Source organism: Marinobacter fonticola (assembly GCF_008122265.1).
GTDB classification, from domain to species: Bacteria; Pseudomonadota; Gammaproteobacteria; order Pseudomonadales; family Oleiphilaceae; genus Marinobacter_A; species Marinobacter_A fonticola.
The window spans coordinates 1,496,907-1,516,281 of record NZ_CP043042.1 but is presented as its reverse complement, the minus strand read 5'-3'; the positions used below and the strand labels follow the sequence as shown (position 1 = coordinate 1,516,281).

Sequence of the window (19,375 nt, the reverse complement as noted above, 5' to 3'; positions counted from 1 at the left end):
AGCAGCCAGACTACACGTAAAAGTCGAGCTCTTCCTGGTGTTTCAGCAAATCTCTCAGACGATGAGGATCATCGCCTTTGAAATACAGCAGTCCCCAATGGGTACCGAATGCCGTTCGTTTGGTTACGGTATCCTGGAGCGGTGGGGCCAGGTCGTTCGACTCATAGTACTCGTGCTCTTCTGTCTCCTCGGGAATCTCTAGATGGCTGACCACGCGCCGGCGTGGATAAACGCCGAAGCAGCCAGCGTAACACTTGGCATCGACCACCTCGCGGGGGAAAAATGCCTCCACTTCTTCCTCGGTGGATTTGGGGTCGAACGTTAAAACCATCGCCTGATAGGCGTTGAAACCGTAGACCCGTTCCAGCAGCTCGAATACCTTGAAGCCCGGCGGCCGATAGGCAACCTCACCAAAGTACATCTCGTCGTCCTTGGTGACGAAGTACTCCGGATGCACGAAGCCGAAATCGATATCGAACGTCTTGATCAGTTTCTCAATCTGCTTCCTGATCAGATCCCGGTACTTCTCGAGTTCGGGGGAGGCTGGCACAAAGACAGAATAACCGAGAGTCACGTACTCGGAGATGTTGAGGAAGCGGATCTTGCCATTGTGGATCCAGGCCTCCACCGCAAACTCCCAGCCATCCAGGTGGGATTCCATCAATACCGGGAATTCTTCATCCGGAATCGTGTCCACCTCGTCCGGGGTACGAATGACCCGGTGCCCGAGACAGCCGGCCTTGTCGAACGCCTTAAGGTGGATAGGATCGTTGGGGTCGCCATCCAGCTTAAGCAGCGTCTGGTTCACTCGCTTGAGGAAACGGATGACATCTTCTCGATCATGGGCCTCTTCGAAAATACCCACGCGAATGCCACCGAGCTGCGCGCGGCGCTTCATCAGGGCCTTATCGCGCAGAAGCATCGCCTGACCGAACAGACGCGGCTTATCCATCAGCACTGCATTGATGGCGCCCGCCCATTCCACCGTTTCCTCGAACAACGGAATCGCCACATCGACGCCCTTGTCTTTCAACGTTTGGGCAATCTCCATGGAGCGATCGTTGAGGCGCTCAAAATTCCAGGGGATATAGGGAATATTGTGTTCTTCGCAGTAGCTCTCTGCCCAGTCCGGGGCAACGACTACATAACGCCGGTCAAACTTATCGACCGCTTCAACCGCGTTAAGACTCCAGCCGAGTAAAGCGACATAACCCTTTTCAGGATTATAAGATTGCTGAGTATCTGATGACATCGAACGCCCTCCTTGTCGAACACCGGTTCTATTACTACCGTACACGAATGGGGAGTGGATAAAAAATACACCTATCTGCGGGCGGTTCTCCCGGTACACCGAAATAACCTCAAGCCCGTGATCCTACAACGTGTTAAAGGATCACCGGCCAAAGATTACATTTGCTAATGAAATCAAATATCTATCCGGGCTTCCTGGCCAGACTCGAAATAAATGGCACGGCTGAGATCCACCATGAGCTCCGCAGGTTGCCCCGGCTCGACGGTGTGATCCGGATCCAGGCGGCAATGAACCTCCGTGTCGTTGATCCGGGTCAACGCAATGACATCCGGCCCCGTAGGCTCGGTGACCTCAATGCGGAACTTGCCGGAAGCAATGGCGGGTTGCCCTTCCTTATGAACCAAAGGCTGGGTAATGTGCTCCGGACGGATACCCAGATGAATCTCCTTGCCGCTATAGGCCGCCAACTTTTTCGGCAACGGAACAAACGTCTCGTCGCCGTCGGCACTGAGCAGTCGGGCACGCGGGGTTTCCGGCTCGCCCTCCACTTTCAGCGGAATAAAGCTCATGGCCGGGGAACCGATAAAGCTCGCCACATACCGCGTCGCCGGGCGCTCGTAAATCTCCTTCGGCGTGCCTAATTGCAGCAGCTCACCATCCTTGATCACCGCAATACGGTCAGCCAGGGTCATGGCCTCGATCTGATCGTGAGTCACATAGACGATCGTCGTTCCCAAGCGCTGATGCAGGCGCTTGATTTCCGTGCGCATCTCAACCCTGAGCTTGGCATCCAAGTTGGAAAGAGGCTCGTCGAACAGGTAGATCTTAGGCCTCCGCGCCAGCGCCCGCCCCATGGCCACACGTTGCTGTTGGCCGCCGGAAAGCTGCGACGGCTTGCGCTCCAGCAGCGGTTCGATCTGCAGCAACTTGGCGACTCGCTGAACTTCCGTGTCGATCTCGTCCTTTGGCATACGCCGGATCTTCAGGCCGAAGGCGATGTTCTCTCGCACGCTCATAGTGGGATACAACGCATAGGACTGGAACACCATGGCGATATCGCGGTCTTTGGGCTCGGCGTAAGTCACGTCTTGGCCGTCGATGAGGATATTGCCCTCGGTCACGCTTTCCAGACCGGCTATGGTGTTCATCAACGTCGACTTGCCACAACCGGAGGGTCCGACGAGAATCAGGAATTCGCCGGATTCGATATGAATATCAATACCTTTCAGGGTTTCCTGAACGGATTTGCCGTAGGTTTTGCGGATACCCTTGAGTTGTAATTGTGCCATTGTAGGACCTCTAACCTTTTACAGCGCCGGACGTAAGCCCGCGAATGAAATACTTGCCCGCCACGATGTAGACCACCAGCGTTGGAAGCGCCGCAATCATGGCCGCGGCCATATCGACGTTGTATTCCTTGACCCCGGTACTGGTGTTGACCAGGTTGTTCAACCCAACCGTAATCGGCTGGCTATCGCCGCTGGCGTATACCACACCAAACAGGAAGTCGTTCCAGATCTGAGTGAACTGCCAGATCACGCACACCATGAAGATCGGCGTCGACATCGGCATCAGGATACGGACGAAAATCGTGACGAATCCGGCGCCATCCAGCCGCGCGGCCTTGATCAGCGCGTCGGGTACGCCCACATAAAAGTTGCGGAAGAACAACGTGGTAAAGGCGACGCCGTAGACCACGTGGACCAGCACCAGCCCCGTCGTCGTATTGGCCAGACCCAGTTTGCCCAGTGTGGCCGCCATCGGCAGCAGGATAACCTGGAACGGCAGGAAGCAGCCGAACAGCAGCAGGCTGAAGAAAATGTCAGACCCGCGGAAGCGCCACTTCGATAACACGTAACCGTTGATCGCCCCCAGCCCCGTGGAAATGAGTACCGCTGGCACCGCCATTTGGATGGAATTCCAGAAGTAACCGCTGACGCCCTCGCACTGCACGCCGGTGCATGCGCTGGACCAGGCTTTGATCCAGGCGTCCAGAGACCAGGCCTCCGGCATACTGATGAGGTTGCCCGTGCGGATATCGCCCGTGGTCTTGAAGCTGGTAATCAACATGATGAACACGGGAATCAGATAGGCCAAGCAGGCCAGCAGCAAGATCGCATAGATCAGAACGCGACTTGGCGTCAGGGATTTACGGGCGTAGCTAGCCATTGCGCTGTCCTCTCAGTTCGGAATACAGGTAAGGCACTAGGATCGCCAGCAACATGCCCAGCATCAGAATGGAGCTCGCCGCGCCCAGGCCCATCTGGCCGCGCGTGAAGGTAAAGGAATACATGAACAAGGCCGGCAGATCCGACGCGTAACCCGGGCCGCCCGCGGTCATCGCCGTGACCAGATCGAAGCTCTTGATGGCAATGTGCGCCAAAACCATGACCGAACTGAAAAACACGGGACGCATGGCCGGTAATACGATGCGCAGGTAAATGCGCGGCATACCGGCGCCGTCGACACGGGCCGCATTGATAATCGCAGGATCGATCCCTCGCAACCCGGCCAGGAACAGCGCCATGACAAAACCGGAAGCCTGCCAAACGGCCGCAATGACAATGGTGTAGATCACCATCTCCGGGTCGGTCAGCCAATCGAATTGAAAGCTGGTCCAGCCCCAATCATGCATAAGCTTTTCCAATCCCAGGCTGGGATTAAGAATCCACTGCCAGACGGCCCCTGTCACGATCATCGACAAGGCCAGCGGATACAGGTAAATCGTGCGAATGACGCCTTCGTTGCGGATACGCTGATCCAGTAGAACGGCGAGAAAGCAACCTATGACAAGGCAGAGCGTGATAAACAGACCACCGAATATCGCCAGGTTGGTACACGCCGTAAGCCAGCGATCGTTGCCGAGCAGCCGCGCGTACTGATCGAAGCCGACGAACTCGTAGCTGGGCAGAAAGGTGGATCCGGTAAACGACAGGATACCGGTCCAAATCATAAATCCGTAGATGCCGACCAGCGCCATGACTCCGGTGGGCGCGAGCGCCAACTTGGGAAGCCAGTGTTGCAGTCGCTGGGTAAGACGGACACGGGAATGCCGGGGTGTCGACTGGGACACCGCACCGAGCTGAGCCATCTCTAGAAACTCCTCAACCGTTATCGGTCAGAAGGTGGAGCCTTAGCTCCACCCTTTCTGGAAAGTTCCCGGTCCGCACTCCCACAGACTGCGAGATCGTGGTTCGAACCGGGAAGACAGACTGGATTACAGAGCCGACTGTACCGCGGAGGCGAAGCGCTCAGCCGTAGTTTTGGGATCGGCATCCGGGGTGTTGAAGAAATTTGTGATGACATCGAAGACCTGGCCTTGAACCGCACTGGTCGTTGCCATGCCATGGGCGAGACTCGGGATCAACTGTCCGTTATCAGAGGTGGTTTTGAAGGATTCCATAGCGGCTTGCGCACAGCTGTCGAAGCCGGATATATCCATGTCCGTACGAACGGGAATAGAGCCTTTAGCTTTATTGAAGACGGTCTGGAATTCCGGCTCCAGGATTGTGCGGGCAAGATCCTTCTGCGCTTTCTCGTCTTCTTCGTCGTTCAGCTTGAACATCGCCAGTGAATCGATGTTGAAAGTAAAGGAGCCTTCAGTGCCCGGTGCGGGGACACAAAGATAGTCCTCACCTGCGACCATACCGGCAGCGGTGAATTCGCCTTTGGCCCAGTCACCCATGATCTGCATCGCGGCGTCACCGTTGATGACCATCTTGGTGGCCACGTTCCAGTCACGTCCAACTGAGTTGGGGTCGATGTAATCACGGATGCGGTGAAACTTGGTCAACGCCTCAACCATTTTCGAGCCGGACAGCACGTCCATATCGTGGTCGACGAAAGCGGCTGAAAAATCCTTGGGGCCCAAGACCGCCAGGGCAATGGCTTCAAATACGGTAGCGTCCTGCCAGGCTTGGCCACCATGAGCCAGCGGAATGACATCGGCCTTCTTCAGCTTATCGGCCGCGGTGAAAAATTCGTCCAGCGTCTGCGGAACGTCGACGCCCGCCTTCTCGAAGACGTCAGGATTGGCCCAAAGCCAATTTACCCGGTGAACGTTGATCGGCACGGAGACGTAATCACCTTCGTACTTGCTGGTTTTTGCGACGACGGGCGGGAGCGCCTCGTCCCACTTGGCGTCCTCTGCGACATCATCGAGGCTGGTCAGGAAACCGAGCTTGGCCCATTCCTGGATATCCAGGCCCTTAATTTGAGCAGCTGCGGGAGGGTTGCCGGATACGGCGCGGGTCTTGAGCACGGTCATTGCCGCCTCGCCGCCACCACCGGCCACTGCGAAATCTTTCCAGGTATGGCCCTGCTCTTCCATCATTTCCTTGAGGACGCCCATGGCCTTCGCTTCGCCACCGGAGGTCCACCAATGCAATACTTCAACCTGACCGGCATAGGCAGGCGTCAGTACAACGCTTAGGCCGGCAGCGGCCAGGAAATTCCTGATCGATTTCATAATTGGCACCTTGTTGTTGTTTTGGGACTGAGCATTTTTTACGTCGAATACGACGTCAGATGAGTCTATGGCAAGCACGCTTCGACTGAAGTATCAAAGTGCAAGGTCAATGTATCAAGGAGGATACAAAAGCGTTCGAAGTACTATATTTGGAGGGTACTAGAAGTACTATATTTGGAGGGTACCATTGGAGTAGTGCTATTTGACTAGTGCTAATGGCGAGTGCTACTGGAGAGTGCTAATGGCGAGTGCTATTGGACTGGATCTCGAGGCAGTATGAGCGATAGACGCAACCCGCGTTCCTCGCGATTGGACGCCTCGACGTCGCCGCCGTGAGCGTGGGCGATGGTGCGGGCAATGCCCAACCCAAGGCCGTCGCCCGGTGTATTCGGCGACGCACGGTAGTAAGGTTCGAAAATCTTCTTGAGTTCTTTTGGCGCCAGGCCTGGCCCTTCATCTTCAAAATGTAACGCCAGCGTCTCGCGGGAATCCTCAATACGGATGGTGACCCGCTCGCCGTACTTCAGCGCGTTATCAAACAGATTGCCGATGCAGCGCCGCAAGGCCAGTGGCTTGCAGCGATAAGGCCGACGGGCACGCCCCACCAGCGTCACTTTCCCCGGCGTTTTCGCCGCCGGTTCCGTGACCTGATCGATCAATGCATGCACGTCGACCGACTCCATATTCTCGTAGATATCGTTGTCCTTCACCGACTGCAGAGCGCTCTTAACCAGCAGATCCAGCTCCTGCAGATCCTTTTCGAACTTGGTTCGCAGCAGGTCGTCATCCAGCAATTCACTGCGCAGCCGTAACCGGGTAATCGGGGTTTTGAGGTCGTGAGAAACCGACGTGAATAGTTGTTCCCGGTCCTTCAAGTAACGCTGTATACGTTCGCGCAACGTATTGAACGCGCGCGTCACGTCCCTAAGCTCGCTACTGCCCCGCTCTGCCAACGGCGGCCGGTCGTCGTCGAACGGCATTTCCCGTGCGGCCCGGGCCAACCGGCGCAGGGGGCGCGTCTGCCAGCGCACCAGAATCGCAATAAACGACAGTAGAAAGACACTCATCAAGACGATAAAGAAAATCTGCTGCTTGGGCAGCCCGCTGTCTTCCAGCGAGACATACGGCGCCGGCAACGGCGTCGCCAGGTACAGCCATTCGTCCACAGCGATCTCGATCTGGGTGACCAAAACCGGCGGATGGACCGGCTCCAGGTTCAAGGCGTAGTTGGCCCAAGATGGCGGCAGGTCCGCCAGCCTCATTTGACTGTTGAGTATCCGCACGTTTTCTGGCGCAACAAACTCCACCCGGATAGGAAAATCGCCACCCAAACGTTCCCTGAGCACCTGACTAACGGCATCGACAACCATTAGCTTACGATCCGAATCAGGCAGGGCTTTTAGAGCGATCTCATGCTCGTTCAGGGAAACGAAAAAGCGGGTGCCGCCCATATTGCGCAGCTGATCCAATACGATGTGCCGGTATTCCAAAGGCAGTGATTTGAAAAAGCGGACAGTGGCGGCGGCAGAATAAGCAAGATTGCGGCTGCTGTTGAGCAATCCCTCATTGTCCTGCGCGCGAAAAGTGGTGTACCAAAAGGCGCTGGAAATCCCCTGCGCCAAAACCACTGCGAGCAGGGTCAGCAACAGCATCCGCGTCAACAGGGAGCGCGGATAGAGTCGACTGGCCAGCGGCCGCCATCTACTCGTTTTCATAGCTGATCGTTGCCGTCAGCATGTACCCGGCCCCACGCACCGTACGAATCAGCCTCGGTTGGCGCCCTTGATCGCCTAGACGCTGTCGCAAGCGGCTTACAGCCACATCGACGACGCGATCCATCGGATCCGATTCCCGCCCCCGGGTCACTCCGGCGATAGTATCCCGGTCCAGGATCGTGTTGGCATGGTCGATAAACAGCTTGAGTAATGCGAAATCGGCGCCGGAAAGCGCGACGCGATTGCCGTCCTGAGCGTTGAGTTCGTGATTCTGGCAATCCAGGCGCCATTGACCGAAACGTACGTAACGCCGGAAACCCTGCTGGCTTAGCTGGGACCGGCGCAACAGCGCCTTGATCCGCGCCTGCAACTCACGAGCGCTGAAAGGCTTCGCGATATAGTCATCGGCACCGAGCTCAAGCCCGATAACCTTGTCGGCCTCGTCGGAACTTGCGGTCAGCATAATGATTGGCAAGGCGAAATGATCGCGCACCCAGCGACACAAAGAAAAGCCGTCATCGCCTGGTAGCATAATGTCCAGGATCAGCACATCCGGCAGGCATTCATCCATCGCCGCACGCATGCCGTCGCCATCCGGCGCGGTACGAACGTGGTAGCCTGCCTGTCCCAGGAAGGTTTGAAGCAACTCGCAGATGTCTTCATCGTCATCCACGACAAGTACGGAATGGGTTACTGCTGTCATTGCGGAAAGCCGATAGTGTCCATTGTTATTGTTGCAGCGCCGGCATGCCGAGGTACGCCGGCACCAAGGACAACACTATGTGCCCTACTTGGCCGCCTGTCCAGATCGGTGGACATTTCATGGCATTGTGATTCATAGGCTACGTGACAAAGGCCTGACGGTCGTTGCTGACTCCACTAGGCGGTGTCTCGACGTCCCTTGTAATCCATAGAAAAGCGGCCACTTTAAGCCATTCAACTTCTAACCCGTCAAGATCGAACCAAGAGTGGGGATTCAGAAAAGCCAAAGCTGCCCTGCCGGGCCACTTGGGACTCGAATTCTTCGGCTGAATAAGGCGCGCTGAAGTAGCGGCCCTGCGCGACGTTGCAGCCTTGCGCCCATAGGAACTCCACTTGCTCCTGGGTTTCAACGCCTTCGGCGACAGAACGCATACCCAGGGCGTGAGCCAGGCTAATAATAGCGATTACAATGGCTGCACTGTCGGCATCTGTCGTAATGTCCTGAACGAAATCCTTGTCGATCTTCAGGGCATCTACCGGGAAGTTTTTTAGGTAGCTAAGCGACGAAAACCCGGTACCGAAATCATCGATAGCGAACTTCAGGCCCATAGACTTGAGCGTCCGAAAGACGTCCCCGATAGACTCGATGTTCTCCATAAGCACGCTTTCGGTGAGTTCGAGTTCCAGGAGCTCCGGGGTCATTCCGGTGCTCTCAAGAACACGGCTCACGGTCTCCAGGATCACCTTGGTATCCACTTGACGACCGGATACGTTAATGGCCAGAGCAACCGGCGGTAACCCTTCGGCGGTCCACTTCTGGTGTTGTGCGCAGGCCGTTTGGAGCACCCATTCACCCACCGGTACGATGAGGCCATTCTCCTCAAGCAGCGGTATGAAGTTCTCCGGCGACACGATCCCGAAACCTGGCCGATGCCAGCGGAGCAGCGCCTCTACGCCAACCAACGCGCCGCTCTCAAGATCGTACTGTGGCTGGTAGTCGAGCGCGAACTCCTCGCGCTCCAGAGCGTGGCGAAGATCCGTTTCCAGCTGCAGCCTTTCCATGGCGTGGGCATTCATGGCCACCTGGTAAAAATGGTAGGAGTTGCCGCCCTGCTGCTTGGACCAATACATGGCAGTATCAGCGTTCTGCATCAAGGCTTGAGTGTCGTGGCCGTCGTCGGGGTAGAGGCTGATGCCTAGGCTACAGGTTATAAACAGCTCTTGTCCGGCGATCATGAAAGGCGGCGACATGGCTTCGAGGAGGTTCTGGGCAAGCGGCGCAACGTCGTCTTGAGAGGCAATATCGTTGAGAAACACCGCAAACTCATCGCCTCCGAATCGCGCCGCAATGTCACCCTCGCGCATACAGGACTGCATCCGTTCGGAAATCGCCTGAAGCAGCTGATCTCCGGCTTCGTGGCCCAGAGTGTCATTGACAATTTTGAACCGGTCCAGATCCACAAATATCACCGCGACGGATCGATCACGCCATTTTGCCCGGCTTAACGCCTGTTTGAGATGATCGACAAACAACATCCGATTCGGCAGGTCAGTGAGAATGTCGTGGTGCGCCAGATGGTGCAGCCGCTCCTGGGTCTGCATGCGCTCGGTCATATCCTTGCCGGAAAAGATATAGTGAGTGCAGCGCCCTTTATCGTCCGCCAGCGGCGTAATCGTCACCGCTTCGTGGTACAGCTGGCCGTCTTTTTTCCGGTTGATGACGACTTCCCGGTAAATTTCCCCGCGGCCCAGGGTTTCCCATATGTTGGCGTAAAAGGCCGGCTCGTGTTCGCCGGACCTAATCAACTGGGGTGTCTTCCCGATGGCCTCGGCATCGCCATAGCCGGTCGTTGCCTCAAACGCTGGGTTGACGTACTCGATAACGCCTTCGGTGTCGGTGATAAAAATCGAGTCAGCCACTTTCTCAACCGCACTGGACAGCTTACGAATGATCAGCTCGGCGCGCTCGCGCTCGGCAATTTCTGCCGTTAGCGCCGAAGTCCGCTGGCGCACCAGACTCTCCAAATGGTCCTCGTGCCGTTTGAGCTGTTGGGTGGTGTGGAACAATTCGACGAAAACGGAAACTTTGGCTCGGAGAATCTCTGGAATGACCGGTGCAAAAATAAAATCCACTGCCCCGAGAGAATAACCGCCGAGCATATCCGTTTCAGCATCGGAGTACGAGGTGACGAAAATGATCGGCGTGAGCGCCGAGCGCCCGCGGCTGCGGATAAGAGAGGCCGCCTCGAAGCCGTCCATGCCCGGCATCTGGACGTCCATCAAAATGACGGCATAATCCCGGGCGAGCAAAGATCTGAGTGCGTCATGACCGGAGTCCGCCAAAACGACATTCTGCCCGAGCTCCTCCAACACAGCCGATAAAGCCTGGCGCTTCGCCGCATTATCGTCGACCACCAGGATATTCGCTCTTTGTTCGGTTTCCACGCGCCTTGTTCCTTTCACGTCCAGTCACCCATCCTGCAACTCGTTAGCCATCCATACGTCCGCTTTAACACTCTATCCGGTGCGCCAGTACGGTTTACCGAGGCGCCAGCCAGACACGCAACAGGGCGAGTAACTGTGCGGTATTGACCGGTTTGGGAATATAGTCGGAGGCACCTACCTCAATACACTTTTCGCGGTCGCCGGGCATCGCTTTGGCCGTCAACGCTATCACCGGCAGGGTTTTGAGGTCCGGCATACTTCGAACCGCGCGGGTTGTTTCGTATCCGTCCATTTCCGGCATCATGATATCCATCAGGACTATTTCGATGTCCGGTCGATTCTCGAGCTGAGCAATCGCGCTCTTACCGTTTTCAGCTGAGAGCACCTCCATCTGATGCTGCTCCAGGAAGGCGGTAAGCGAGAAAATATTGCGAATATCATCGTCAACGATGAGCACTTTCCTGCCCGCCAGCCGAGGATCTACCCTACGGATGTGCTCGAGGGCTTCCTGCTGGAAATCCATGAGATCCATTTCACGCAGGTGCAAAAATAACGTGACCTGATCAAGCAGCCATGCCCGAGAATCGACCTCGGCCAAGACCAGCGTCTGACTAAGGGCCTCCAACTGTCTGCGGCCTGCATCGTCTAGTGCTTCTGGCTCGCCTCGATAGGCGACGATAGGTAAAGCACTTAGCTCTTCATTCCTCCCAAGCGTTTCCAGCAACTCGAGCCCCGCTTTCACGTCCGCGCTAAGATCGATAACGAGACAGTCAAAATGCCCGTTTCCGAGACTCTCCAGGGCTCCGGCCCGGTCAGTGGTCGTGATGGTGACGCCAGAACTCCGGAGGAGATCCGCAAGATCCTGTTTCTTGGTACGCTTGGTTTCTACCAGTAGCAGGTCCCTGCGATTCCCGACCGCGTACTGGTGTGATCGCTCGATGGCCAGATCCAGAGCCTCTTGCTTCACCGGGCTGGACATCGAGCCCAACGCACCCAGTCTGAGGCCCGCATGTACATCGTTCTCCCGAGCGACGAGAAAGACCGGTATATGCCGCGTTTCCGGGTCATGTTTCAGGTGATCCAGAATGCCCCAGCCACTCATTCCCGGCAGGCTCAGATTCAGTACGATTAAATCGGGCGCATACTGGCGTGCCATCGATAGCGCTGTTTGCGCCTGATTCGCCACGATGCCCTTGAGACCGCGTTCATGAGCTAATCCAAGCAGGGTTTTAGCGAGATTAGGGTCATCTTCGCCGATTAGCATGACCCGCTCTTCTGCCTGCAGGTCGAGACGGTCGTCGTCGATGCTTTTTGGCACGGCCGAGGGGCGCAGACTATCGTCTCCCATGCCCGGCGTGGCAGCCCCTTCCGTCCCAGACGTTAACTCAGCGAGTTCGCGAGTATGCTCGGGAGAGGGTAGCTCATCGACCCTTGCCGGCAGGTTGGCCGAACTGGCAGCCCGGTACTGTAGGGGTAAATACAGCGTGAAGCGGCTGCCTTTGCCCGGGAGACTCTTGAGCGTGATTTGTCCGCCCAGCAGGCGAGCCAGCTCCCGGCTTATGGCAAGACCGAGGCCCGTACCGCCATACTTACGGCTGGTTGTCCCGTCGGCTTGCTGGAAGGCCTCAAAAATAACGCGCTGTTTGTCGGCTGAGATGCCAATGCCCGAATCGCTGACGGAGAAAGCAACCACGTGGTCAGCCCGGCTAAGCCCGGTGTGCTCGCCCCAGCCGCCGGTCACCAACTCGACTCTGAGCTTCACATAGCCGTGGGCGGTGAATTTGAAGGCGTTGGACAAGAGATTCTTGGCGATTTGCTTAAGGCGACGTTCGTCGGTGAGGATGGTTGAGGGCAGTTCGCCACCAAGTTCGACGGCGAAGTCCAGCTTTTTATCTTCCGCCATATGCTGGAAGGTCTGCTGAACGAAGCGGTCGAGATCGCTGAAGGCCACCTCGCCGATATCCGCTGTGACCGTACCCGACTCAATCTTGGACAAGTCCAGGATATCGTTGATCAGGTTTAGCAGATCGTGGCCGGAGGCGAAGATCGTTTTGGCGTACTCAACCTGCTTGCCGCTCAGGTTCTGGTCCGGGTTGTCACGGAGCTGCTGCGCCAACAGGAGCAAACTGTTGAGCGGTGTACGCAGCTCATGAGACATGTTGGCGAGGAATTCCGATTTATACTTTGAGGTGAGCGACAACTGGGCGGCTTTTTCCTCAAGCGATTGCTTGGCGATCTCCACCTCCCGGTTCTTGCGCTCCACCTCGATATTCTGGGCCGACAGCAGTTGGGCTTTCTCTTCCAGTTCCTCGTTGGTTTGCTGCAGCTCTTCCTGCTGGTCGCGCAGCTCTTCTGCCATTTTCTGAGACTGGGATAACAAACCCTCGGTACGAGAATTCGCCTCTATCGTATTGAGAACGATACCAATACTTTCTGTCAGCTGCTCAAGGAACGACAAGTGGGTGGGGCTGAAGCGCTCGAAAGACGCCAGTTCGATGACCGCCTTGGTCTGCCCTTCGAACATGACCGGCAGAACGACGATGTTCAGGGGCGACGCTTCACCGACGCCCGAGTTGATCTTGATGTAGTCGGAAGGCACATTCGTCAACAGGATGCGCTCTTTCTCCAGGGCACACTCCCCAACCAGTCCCTCGCCCAAGGCGAAGGTCCGGGGCAGGCTTTCCCGTGCCCGGTAGGCATAACTGGCTTTGAGCGCCAAGCGCGCATCGCGGTGTTCGCCTTCGATGCCGTAAAACACCCCGTGCTGGGCATTCACCAATGGCGCCAGCTCTGACAAAATCAGCTTACAGACGGTCAGCATTTCACGCTGGCCCTGGAGGATACGGGTGAAACGGGTCAGGTTCGTTTTCAGCCAATCCTGTTCGGTGTTCTTGTCCGTGGTGTCCTTGAGGTTGCGAATCATCTCGTTGATCGTGTCCTTGAGGACAGCAACCTCGCCTTCCGCCGCAACCCCGATCGAACGTGTCAGGTCACCTTTCGTTACCGCTGTCGCTACCTCCGCAATCGCGCGCACCTGGGCTGTCAGATTGGCGGCAAGCTGGTTTACGTTATCGGTGAGGTCCTTCCAGGTTCCCGATGCCCCCGGGACCCGGGCCTGACCGCCCAGCTTGCCTTCGACCCCCACTTCCCGCGCCACGCTGGTTACCTGGTCGGCAAAGATAGCGAGCGTGTCGATCATGTTATTGATGGTATCGGCGAGGGAAGCGATCTCCCCTTTGGCATCTACCGTTAGCTTCTTGTTCAGGTCGCCCTCGGCCACCGCGGTAACAACGCGCGCGATACCACGCACCTGGCCGGTGAGGTTCGAGGCCATCAGATTTACATTGTCCGTCAGGTCCTTCCAGGTGCCCGAGACGCCTTCTACCTCAGCCTGACCACCGAGTTTACCGTCCGTGCCCACCTCCCGTGCCACCCGGGTTACTTCCGACGCGAACGAACCAAGCTGATCCACCATCGTGTTGATGGTGTTCTTCAGCTCCATGATCTCGCCTTTGACGTTTACCGTGATCTTCTTGGAGAGATTGCCGTTAGCCACCGCGGTCGTCACCTCGGCGATATTACGCACCTGGGAGGTCAAGTTGCCGGCCATGGAGTTGACGTTATCGGTCAGGTCTTTCCAGGTGCCGGCCACGCCTTGCACCTGGGCTTGCCCGCCGAGCTTACCGTCCGTGCCCACTTCCCGCGCCACCCGCGTTACTTCGGATGCGAACGAACCGAGCTGATCCACCATCGTGTTGATGGTGTTCTTCAGCTCCATGATCTCGCCTTTGACGTTTACCGTGATCTTCTTGGAAAGATTGCCGTTGGCCACCGCGGTCGTGACTTCAGCAATGTTTCGCACCTGCGAGGTCAGGTTGCCGGCCATCGAGTTGACGTTATCGGTCAGGTCTTTCCAGGTGCCGGCTACACCTTCTACCCGGGCCTGGCCACCCAGTTTGCCATCGGTGCCCACTTCCCGGGCCACCCGGGTTACCTCCGAGGCGAAGGAGCCAAGCTGGTCCACCATCGTGTTAATCACGTTCTTGATCTGGAGAATCTCACCCTTTACGTCAACGGTGATCTTCTGTCCCAGGTCGCCCTGGGCGATCGCTGTGGCGACCTTGGAAACGTCGCGCAACTGAACGGTCAGGTTGCCGGCCATGGAGTTGACGTTGTCGGTGAGGTCCTTCCAGGTTCCGGCGACCCCCTGCACTTGGGCCTGGCCACCCAGCTTGCCCTCGGAACCCACCTCCCGCGCAACCCGGGTTACCTCCGAGGCAAAGGAACCCAGCTGGTCCACCATCGTATTGATGACGTCTTTGATCTGCAGGATTTCACCTTTCACGTCCACCGTGATTTTCTGCGTCAGATCGCCCTGAGCAATGGCGGTAGCCACCTTGGAGACGTCACGCAGCTGAACCGTCAGGTTGCCCGCCATTGCGTTTACGTTGTCAGTGAGGTCTTTCCAGGTACCCAGCACCCCCTTAACCTGTGCCTGACCACCCAGTTTGCCCTCGGTCCCTACTTCACGCGCGACACGGGTGACCTCGGACGAAAATGACTCCAACTGCGCCACCATCGTATTAACGATCTTGGCCGTACGCATGAACTCCCCACGCATCGGCTTGCCGTCCGCGTCCAGACTGACCCGCTGGGTAAGATCGCCCTTGGCGACGGCGCCGATAACCCGCGCCATCTCGTTGGTCGGCATCGCCAGGTCGGAAATCAGGGTATTGATGGAGTCACCCTGAACGGCCCAGGCGCCGTCGACAGCGCCGAAGGAGACTCTCTGCGCCAGCTTGCCTTCCTTACCCGCAGCGTTGCTGACCCGATCTAGCTCGGTTGAAATCTTGTCGTTGATATCGATGATATCGTTGAGCGTGTCGGCGATCTTGCCATTGACGCCGGTCCAATCCAGCGGCATTCTGGTCGAAAAATCACCTTTCTTGACGGCGGTTAGGACTTGCAGGAGAACGGCGGGGTCAAAATCGGATTCATGAAGGTGGGCGCTTGTCATTTTTACTTCCTGCACAAACGAAAAAAAGGGTTCACGGACCCTTTTAAATGGATGGACTTCTAGCTCATCTATTAAAAAATACCTGCCCGGTAGACGTTACTCAACCATTTTTGTTTTGACGTCTATCAAATAGCGTAACGCTAGACTCACCGAGACCGCTTGGAATGAAGCGGCGGCTTGAGCGAGCCCACCTCCCTGTCAGGCCGTGTTTTTTCTACCCGGCATCGCTTAAATTTTTGCTAGCTAGATAAGCCCTATAGTTTGCACTGCGCCTATTCCAGCCCGTGAAAGCGATCGGGTTTATAGGCAAAGAGTAGCGGCAAATGTCCGGCGAGCACTCACCGATTACAGGGGCGAGATTAATAACAGCAGCATATCGTTTTAAGGGACACTGGGAGGCTGGAAAAAACCGATGAACGACGGGAAAGCAGCAGTGCATTACTAGGCACACGACTGAAAAGAAAACAGAGACTAAAGAAAAGTTCGTCCGTGATTAAATAATTGGTCGGGACGGCAGGATTTGAACCTGCGACCCTCTGCACCCCATGCAGATGCGCTACCAAGCTGCGCTACGCCCCGACACACGCCAGCCACTGAGTGGATTGCTCCTTTAAAGAGGAACTTCAATGGCTTAGCGGGAGCGAAGTCTACACTAGCTCCCACCAAAAATAAACAGGAAATCGAGATAAAAATGACACGTTGAGCCCGAGCGGCGATGGTTTCAGGTCGGGCTGTTCAAGACGTCCAGAACTTCTTCCAGTTCGGCGATCATTTGACGAATCAGTTGCTTGTACTGCGACGTATCGTCCTTGATCTCATGACTGCTCAGCTTCTGCTTGGCGCCACCGATGGTGTAGCCCTGATCGTAGAGCAAGCTGCGAATCTGGCGAATGGTCAGCACGTCGGCGCGCTGGTAGTAACGGCGATTACCCCTACGCTTGACCGGCGACAGTTGTGGGAATTCCTGTTCCCAGTAGCGCAGCACATGGGCTTTCACGCTACAGAGGTCAGCTACTTCACCGATAGTGAAGTAGCGTTTGCCCGGAATTGGAGGCAGTTCGTTGTTATGACTGGGTTCCAGCATACGCTTCTACTTTCTGTTTTAGTTTTTGTCCAGGTCGGAAAGTAACGACTCGACGTGCGCTGATTGGAATTTCTTCGCCGGTTTTCGGATTCCTGCCGGGCCGCTCCTTCTTGTCCCGCAGATCAAAATTACCGAACCCCGACAGCTTGACCTGTTCGTTATGGCTCAGTGCATCTCTGATCTCTCCGAAAAAGGCTTCCACCATTTCCTTGGCTTCGCGTTTGTTGAGCCCCAGCTCTTCATAGAGGCGCTCTGCCATCTCCGCTTTCGTCAAAGCCGACATTTCGTTAACTCCTCAGTGTTGCACCAAGCTCAGCCTTCAGAGCATCTATAACCGCATTAAACCACGACTGAATTTCATCGTCATTCAGCGTCCGTTCAGGATGCTGCCAGAAGAGACTCAGTGCAAGGCTTTTGCGGCCCTCGCCAATGGCTTCGCCCTCAAACACATCGAACACGCGCACGCCGGTAAGGTGCTCTCCGGCCTGCTGACGCGCAATGCGCTGTACTTCTGCGTAGGTCACCTCGTTCCTGATAATGATAGCCAAATCTCGGCGAACTTCAGGGAATTTTGAAAATTCTTTGAAATTAGGCACATATCCGGAAAGGATCGAATTCAAGAATAGCTCAAACACATAGATCGTGCCATCCAGGTCGAGTTTTTTCTGCACCTGGGGGTGCAAGGCCCCAACCCAACCCACGCGAAGCCCCGCCAGACGCAGCTCTGCAGCCTGTCCGGGATGCAGCGCGGCATGTTCGGCAGCCTGAAATTCCACATCGATTCCTAACAGGTCGAACAGTGCTTCCAGATCGCCCTTCACATCGTAGAAATCGACGGCGCGGCGCCCATTGACCCAGCTTTCTGGATTTTGCGGGCCGCTCACCACGCCGGAGAGCATCGGCACCTGATCGATTTCGTCGCCAGAACGGATAAACCGCAAACCGGTTTCGAAGAAGCGAATCCGGGACTGTTGCCGATTCTGGTTATACGCGACGGTTTTCAGCAAGCCCGGCCAAAGCGAGGTGCGCATGACGGCCATATCGCTGGAAATGGGGTTGGCCAGTTCAATACCCTCATTATGGATATCGATCAGCGACTGAATCTTGTCGTCCACGAAGCTGTAAGTGACCGCTTCCTGGTATCCGCGAGAAACCAGCAGCGCCTGAACGCTGGATAGCGGCCTGACGGCCTCCTTCTCTTCCCGTAGACCGAGGCTGCCTACCGGCTCGGTTACCGGCAAATTGTTGTAGCCATAGATGCGGCCAATTTCTTCGATCAGATCCACTTCGATGGTGATGTCGGGCCGGTAACTCGGCACATGGATTTTCCAGCCATCTCGCGTCAACTTGTCGATATGCAGGCCCAGCCGGGTAAGGATCTCCTCAACTTCCGTGCGGTTGATTGTCAGCCCAAGCACATCGGCTACGCGCTGTTCGCGCAGTTCGATGACCCGCTCCTCCGGCAAGCGCGCCGCGCTGTGAACTTCCACGATCTCACCCGCTTCGCCGCCGACGATATCCAGCAGCAGCGCGGTAGCGCGCTCCATTGCATCGCGCGTCAGCAGGGGGTCAACACCGCGCTCGAAGCGGTGGGATGCATCCGTGTGCAAGCCATAGTGACGCGCTTTGCCGGCGATCGAAATAGGGTCGAAGAAAGCCGCTTCCAACACCAGATCACGGGTTGCTTCGGCTACGCCGGAATGTTCGCCCCCCATGACGCCTGCAATCGCAATGGGCTTGTCGTGGTCGGCAATCACCAGGGTTTCCTCGGTGAGCCCCACTTCCTGGCCGTCCAACAGCACTAGCTTCTCGCCCGCCTTCGCCCAGCGCACAACGACGCCGCCGCTGATCTCGGAGCGGTCGAAAGCATGCAAAGGCTGCCCCAGCTCCAGCATGACGTAGTTGGTGACATCCACTGCCGCGTCGATACTGCGAATACCGGAGCGACGCAGACGCTCACGCATCCATAATGGCGTTTCGGCACTCAGATCCACATTGCGGACAATACGGCCCAGGTACCGCGGACAGCCTTCCGGCGCATCAATTCTAATGTCTACCAACTCGGAATGGACGGGCTCGACAGGCGGAATTTCCGGCCCTTCGACCACCATTCGGTTCAGCACACCCACTTCGCGCGCAAGGCCGCGTATGGACAGGCAGTCACTACGATTGGGCGTGAGATCCACATCGATAGTCACGTCGTTGAGCCCAAGATAGTCACGCAGGTCTTGGCCTACCGGAGCGTCTTCCGGCAGCTCCATAAGCCCCTCGTGGCTTTCGGACAGCTCCAGCTCGGATTCGGAACAGAGCATGCCGTTGGAAGGCTGGCCACGGAGCTTGGCCTTCTTGATCTTGAAGTCTCCAGGCAACACCGCGCCGACCACCGCGAACGGCACCTTCAGCCCCGGACGCACATTAGGTGCGCCGCAAACCACCTGGACGGTTTCGCTACCGCCAGCGACCTGGCAGACACGCAGTTTATCGGCGTCCGGATGAGGCTCCACGGAAACAACTTCGCCTACGATAACGTCACTGAAAGCTCCGGCGACGGCCTCGAAATCATCCACTTCCAAACCGGCCATGGTGATCTGGTCGACGAGGGCCTGGGTATCGATTTTCGGATTGACCCACTCGCGGAGCCATTGTTCGCTGAATTTCATGCTATCTGCCTTGTCCTGATGCCGTTAATCCT

Annotated in this window: 12 protein-coding genes and 1 tRNA gene; all 13 read right to left on the bottom strand. The window is 56.6% G+C overall.

What is annotated here, in order from left to right:
- Positions 1 to 10: 10 nt before the first annotated feature.
- On the bottom strand, positions 11 to 1,252 hold the full coding sequence (locus tag FXO11_RS06770) for an ATP-grasp domain-containing protein (protein ID WP_148862281.1): 1,242 nt from the start codon (positions 1,250 to 1,252) through the stop codon (positions 11 to 13).
- A gap of 173 nt (positions 1,253 to 1,425) precedes the next feature.
- The gene (locus FXO11_RS06765; protein WP_148862280.1) at positions 1,426 to 2,541 is read right to left on the bottom strand and encodes an ABC transporter ATP-binding protein; all 1,116 of its coding nucleotides are present in this window, start codon (positions 2,539 to 2,541) and stop codon (positions 1,426 to 1,428) included.
- A gap of 10 nt (positions 2,542 to 2,551) precedes the next feature.
- A complete protein-coding gene (locus tag FXO11_RS06760; RefSeq protein ID WP_148862279.1) occupies positions 2,552 to 3,421 on the bottom strand; it encodes a carbohydrate ABC transporter permease in 870 nt (289 codons plus the stop codon).
- The gene (locus FXO11_RS06755; protein WP_148862278.1) at positions 3,414 to 4,343 is read right to left on the bottom strand and encodes a carbohydrate ABC transporter permease; all 930 of its coding nucleotides are present in this window, start codon (positions 4,341 to 4,343) and stop codon (positions 3,414 to 3,416) included. Before FXO11_RS06755 ends, FXO11_RS06760 begins: the two co-directional genes overlap by 8 nt.
- Before the next feature lie 126 nt (positions 4,344 to 4,469).
- Positions 4,470 to 5,720 carry an ABC transporter substrate-binding protein gene (locus FXO11_RS06750; protein ID WP_148862277.1) on the bottom strand — a complete coding sequence of 417 codons (1,251 nt, stop codon included), beginning with the start codon at positions 5,718 to 5,720 and terminating at the stop codon, positions 4,470 to 4,472.
- Positions 5,721 to 5,971: 251 nt separating this feature from the next.
- Entirely contained in the window at positions 5,972 to 7,435 is a 1,464-nt protein-coding gene (locus FXO11_RS06745; protein ID WP_168203132.1) for an ATP-binding protein, read from the bottom strand.
- The gene (locus FXO11_RS06740) at positions 7,422 to 8,138 is read right to left on the bottom strand and encodes a response regulator (RefSeq protein ID WP_148862276.1); all 717 of its coding nucleotides are present in this window, start codon (positions 8,136 to 8,138) and stop codon (positions 7,422 to 7,424) included. The genes FXO11_RS06745 and FXO11_RS06740 overlap by 14 nt, the downstream gene beginning before the upstream one ends.
- Before the next feature lie 248 nt (positions 8,139 to 8,386).
- Complete coding sequence (locus FXO11_RS06735) at positions 8,387 to 10,582, bottom strand: EAL domain-containing response regulator (protein WP_148862275.1); 2,196 nt, start codon at positions 10,580 to 10,582, stop codon at positions 8,387 to 8,389.
- A 94-nt stretch (positions 10,583 to 10,676) separates the two neighbouring features.
- Entirely contained in the window at positions 10,677 to 15,599 is a 4,923-nt protein-coding gene (locus tag FXO11_RS06730; RefSeq protein WP_148862274.1) for a HAMP domain-containing protein, read from the bottom strand.
- 502 nt (positions 15,600 to 16,101) lie between these two features.
- Positions 16,102 to 16,178 (bottom strand) — tRNA-Pro (locus tag FXO11_RS06725).
- 142 nt (positions 16,179 to 16,320) lie between these two features.
- A complete protein-coding gene (locus tag FXO11_RS06720) occupies positions 16,321 to 16,683 on the bottom strand; it encodes a MerR family transcriptional regulator (RefSeq protein WP_123634238.1) in 363 nt (120 codons plus the stop codon).
- Positions 16,664 to 16,966 (bottom strand): integration host factor subunit alpha, encoded by a 303-nt coding sequence (gene ihfA, locus FXO11_RS06715; RefSeq protein ID WP_111497793.1) that lies wholly within the window; start codon positions 16,964 to 16,966, stop codon positions 16,664 to 16,666. Before ihfA ends, FXO11_RS06720 begins: the two co-directional genes overlap by 20 nt.
- A gap of 4 nt (positions 16,967 to 16,970) precedes the next feature.
- Positions 16,971 to 19,343: a phenylalanine--tRNA ligase subunit beta gene (pheT, locus tag FXO11_RS06710; protein ID WP_148862273.1), complete on the bottom strand. Its 2,373-nt coding sequence runs from the start codon at positions 19,341 to 19,343 to the stop codon at positions 16,971 to 16,973.
- Positions 19,344 to 19,375 lie beyond the last annotated feature (32 nt).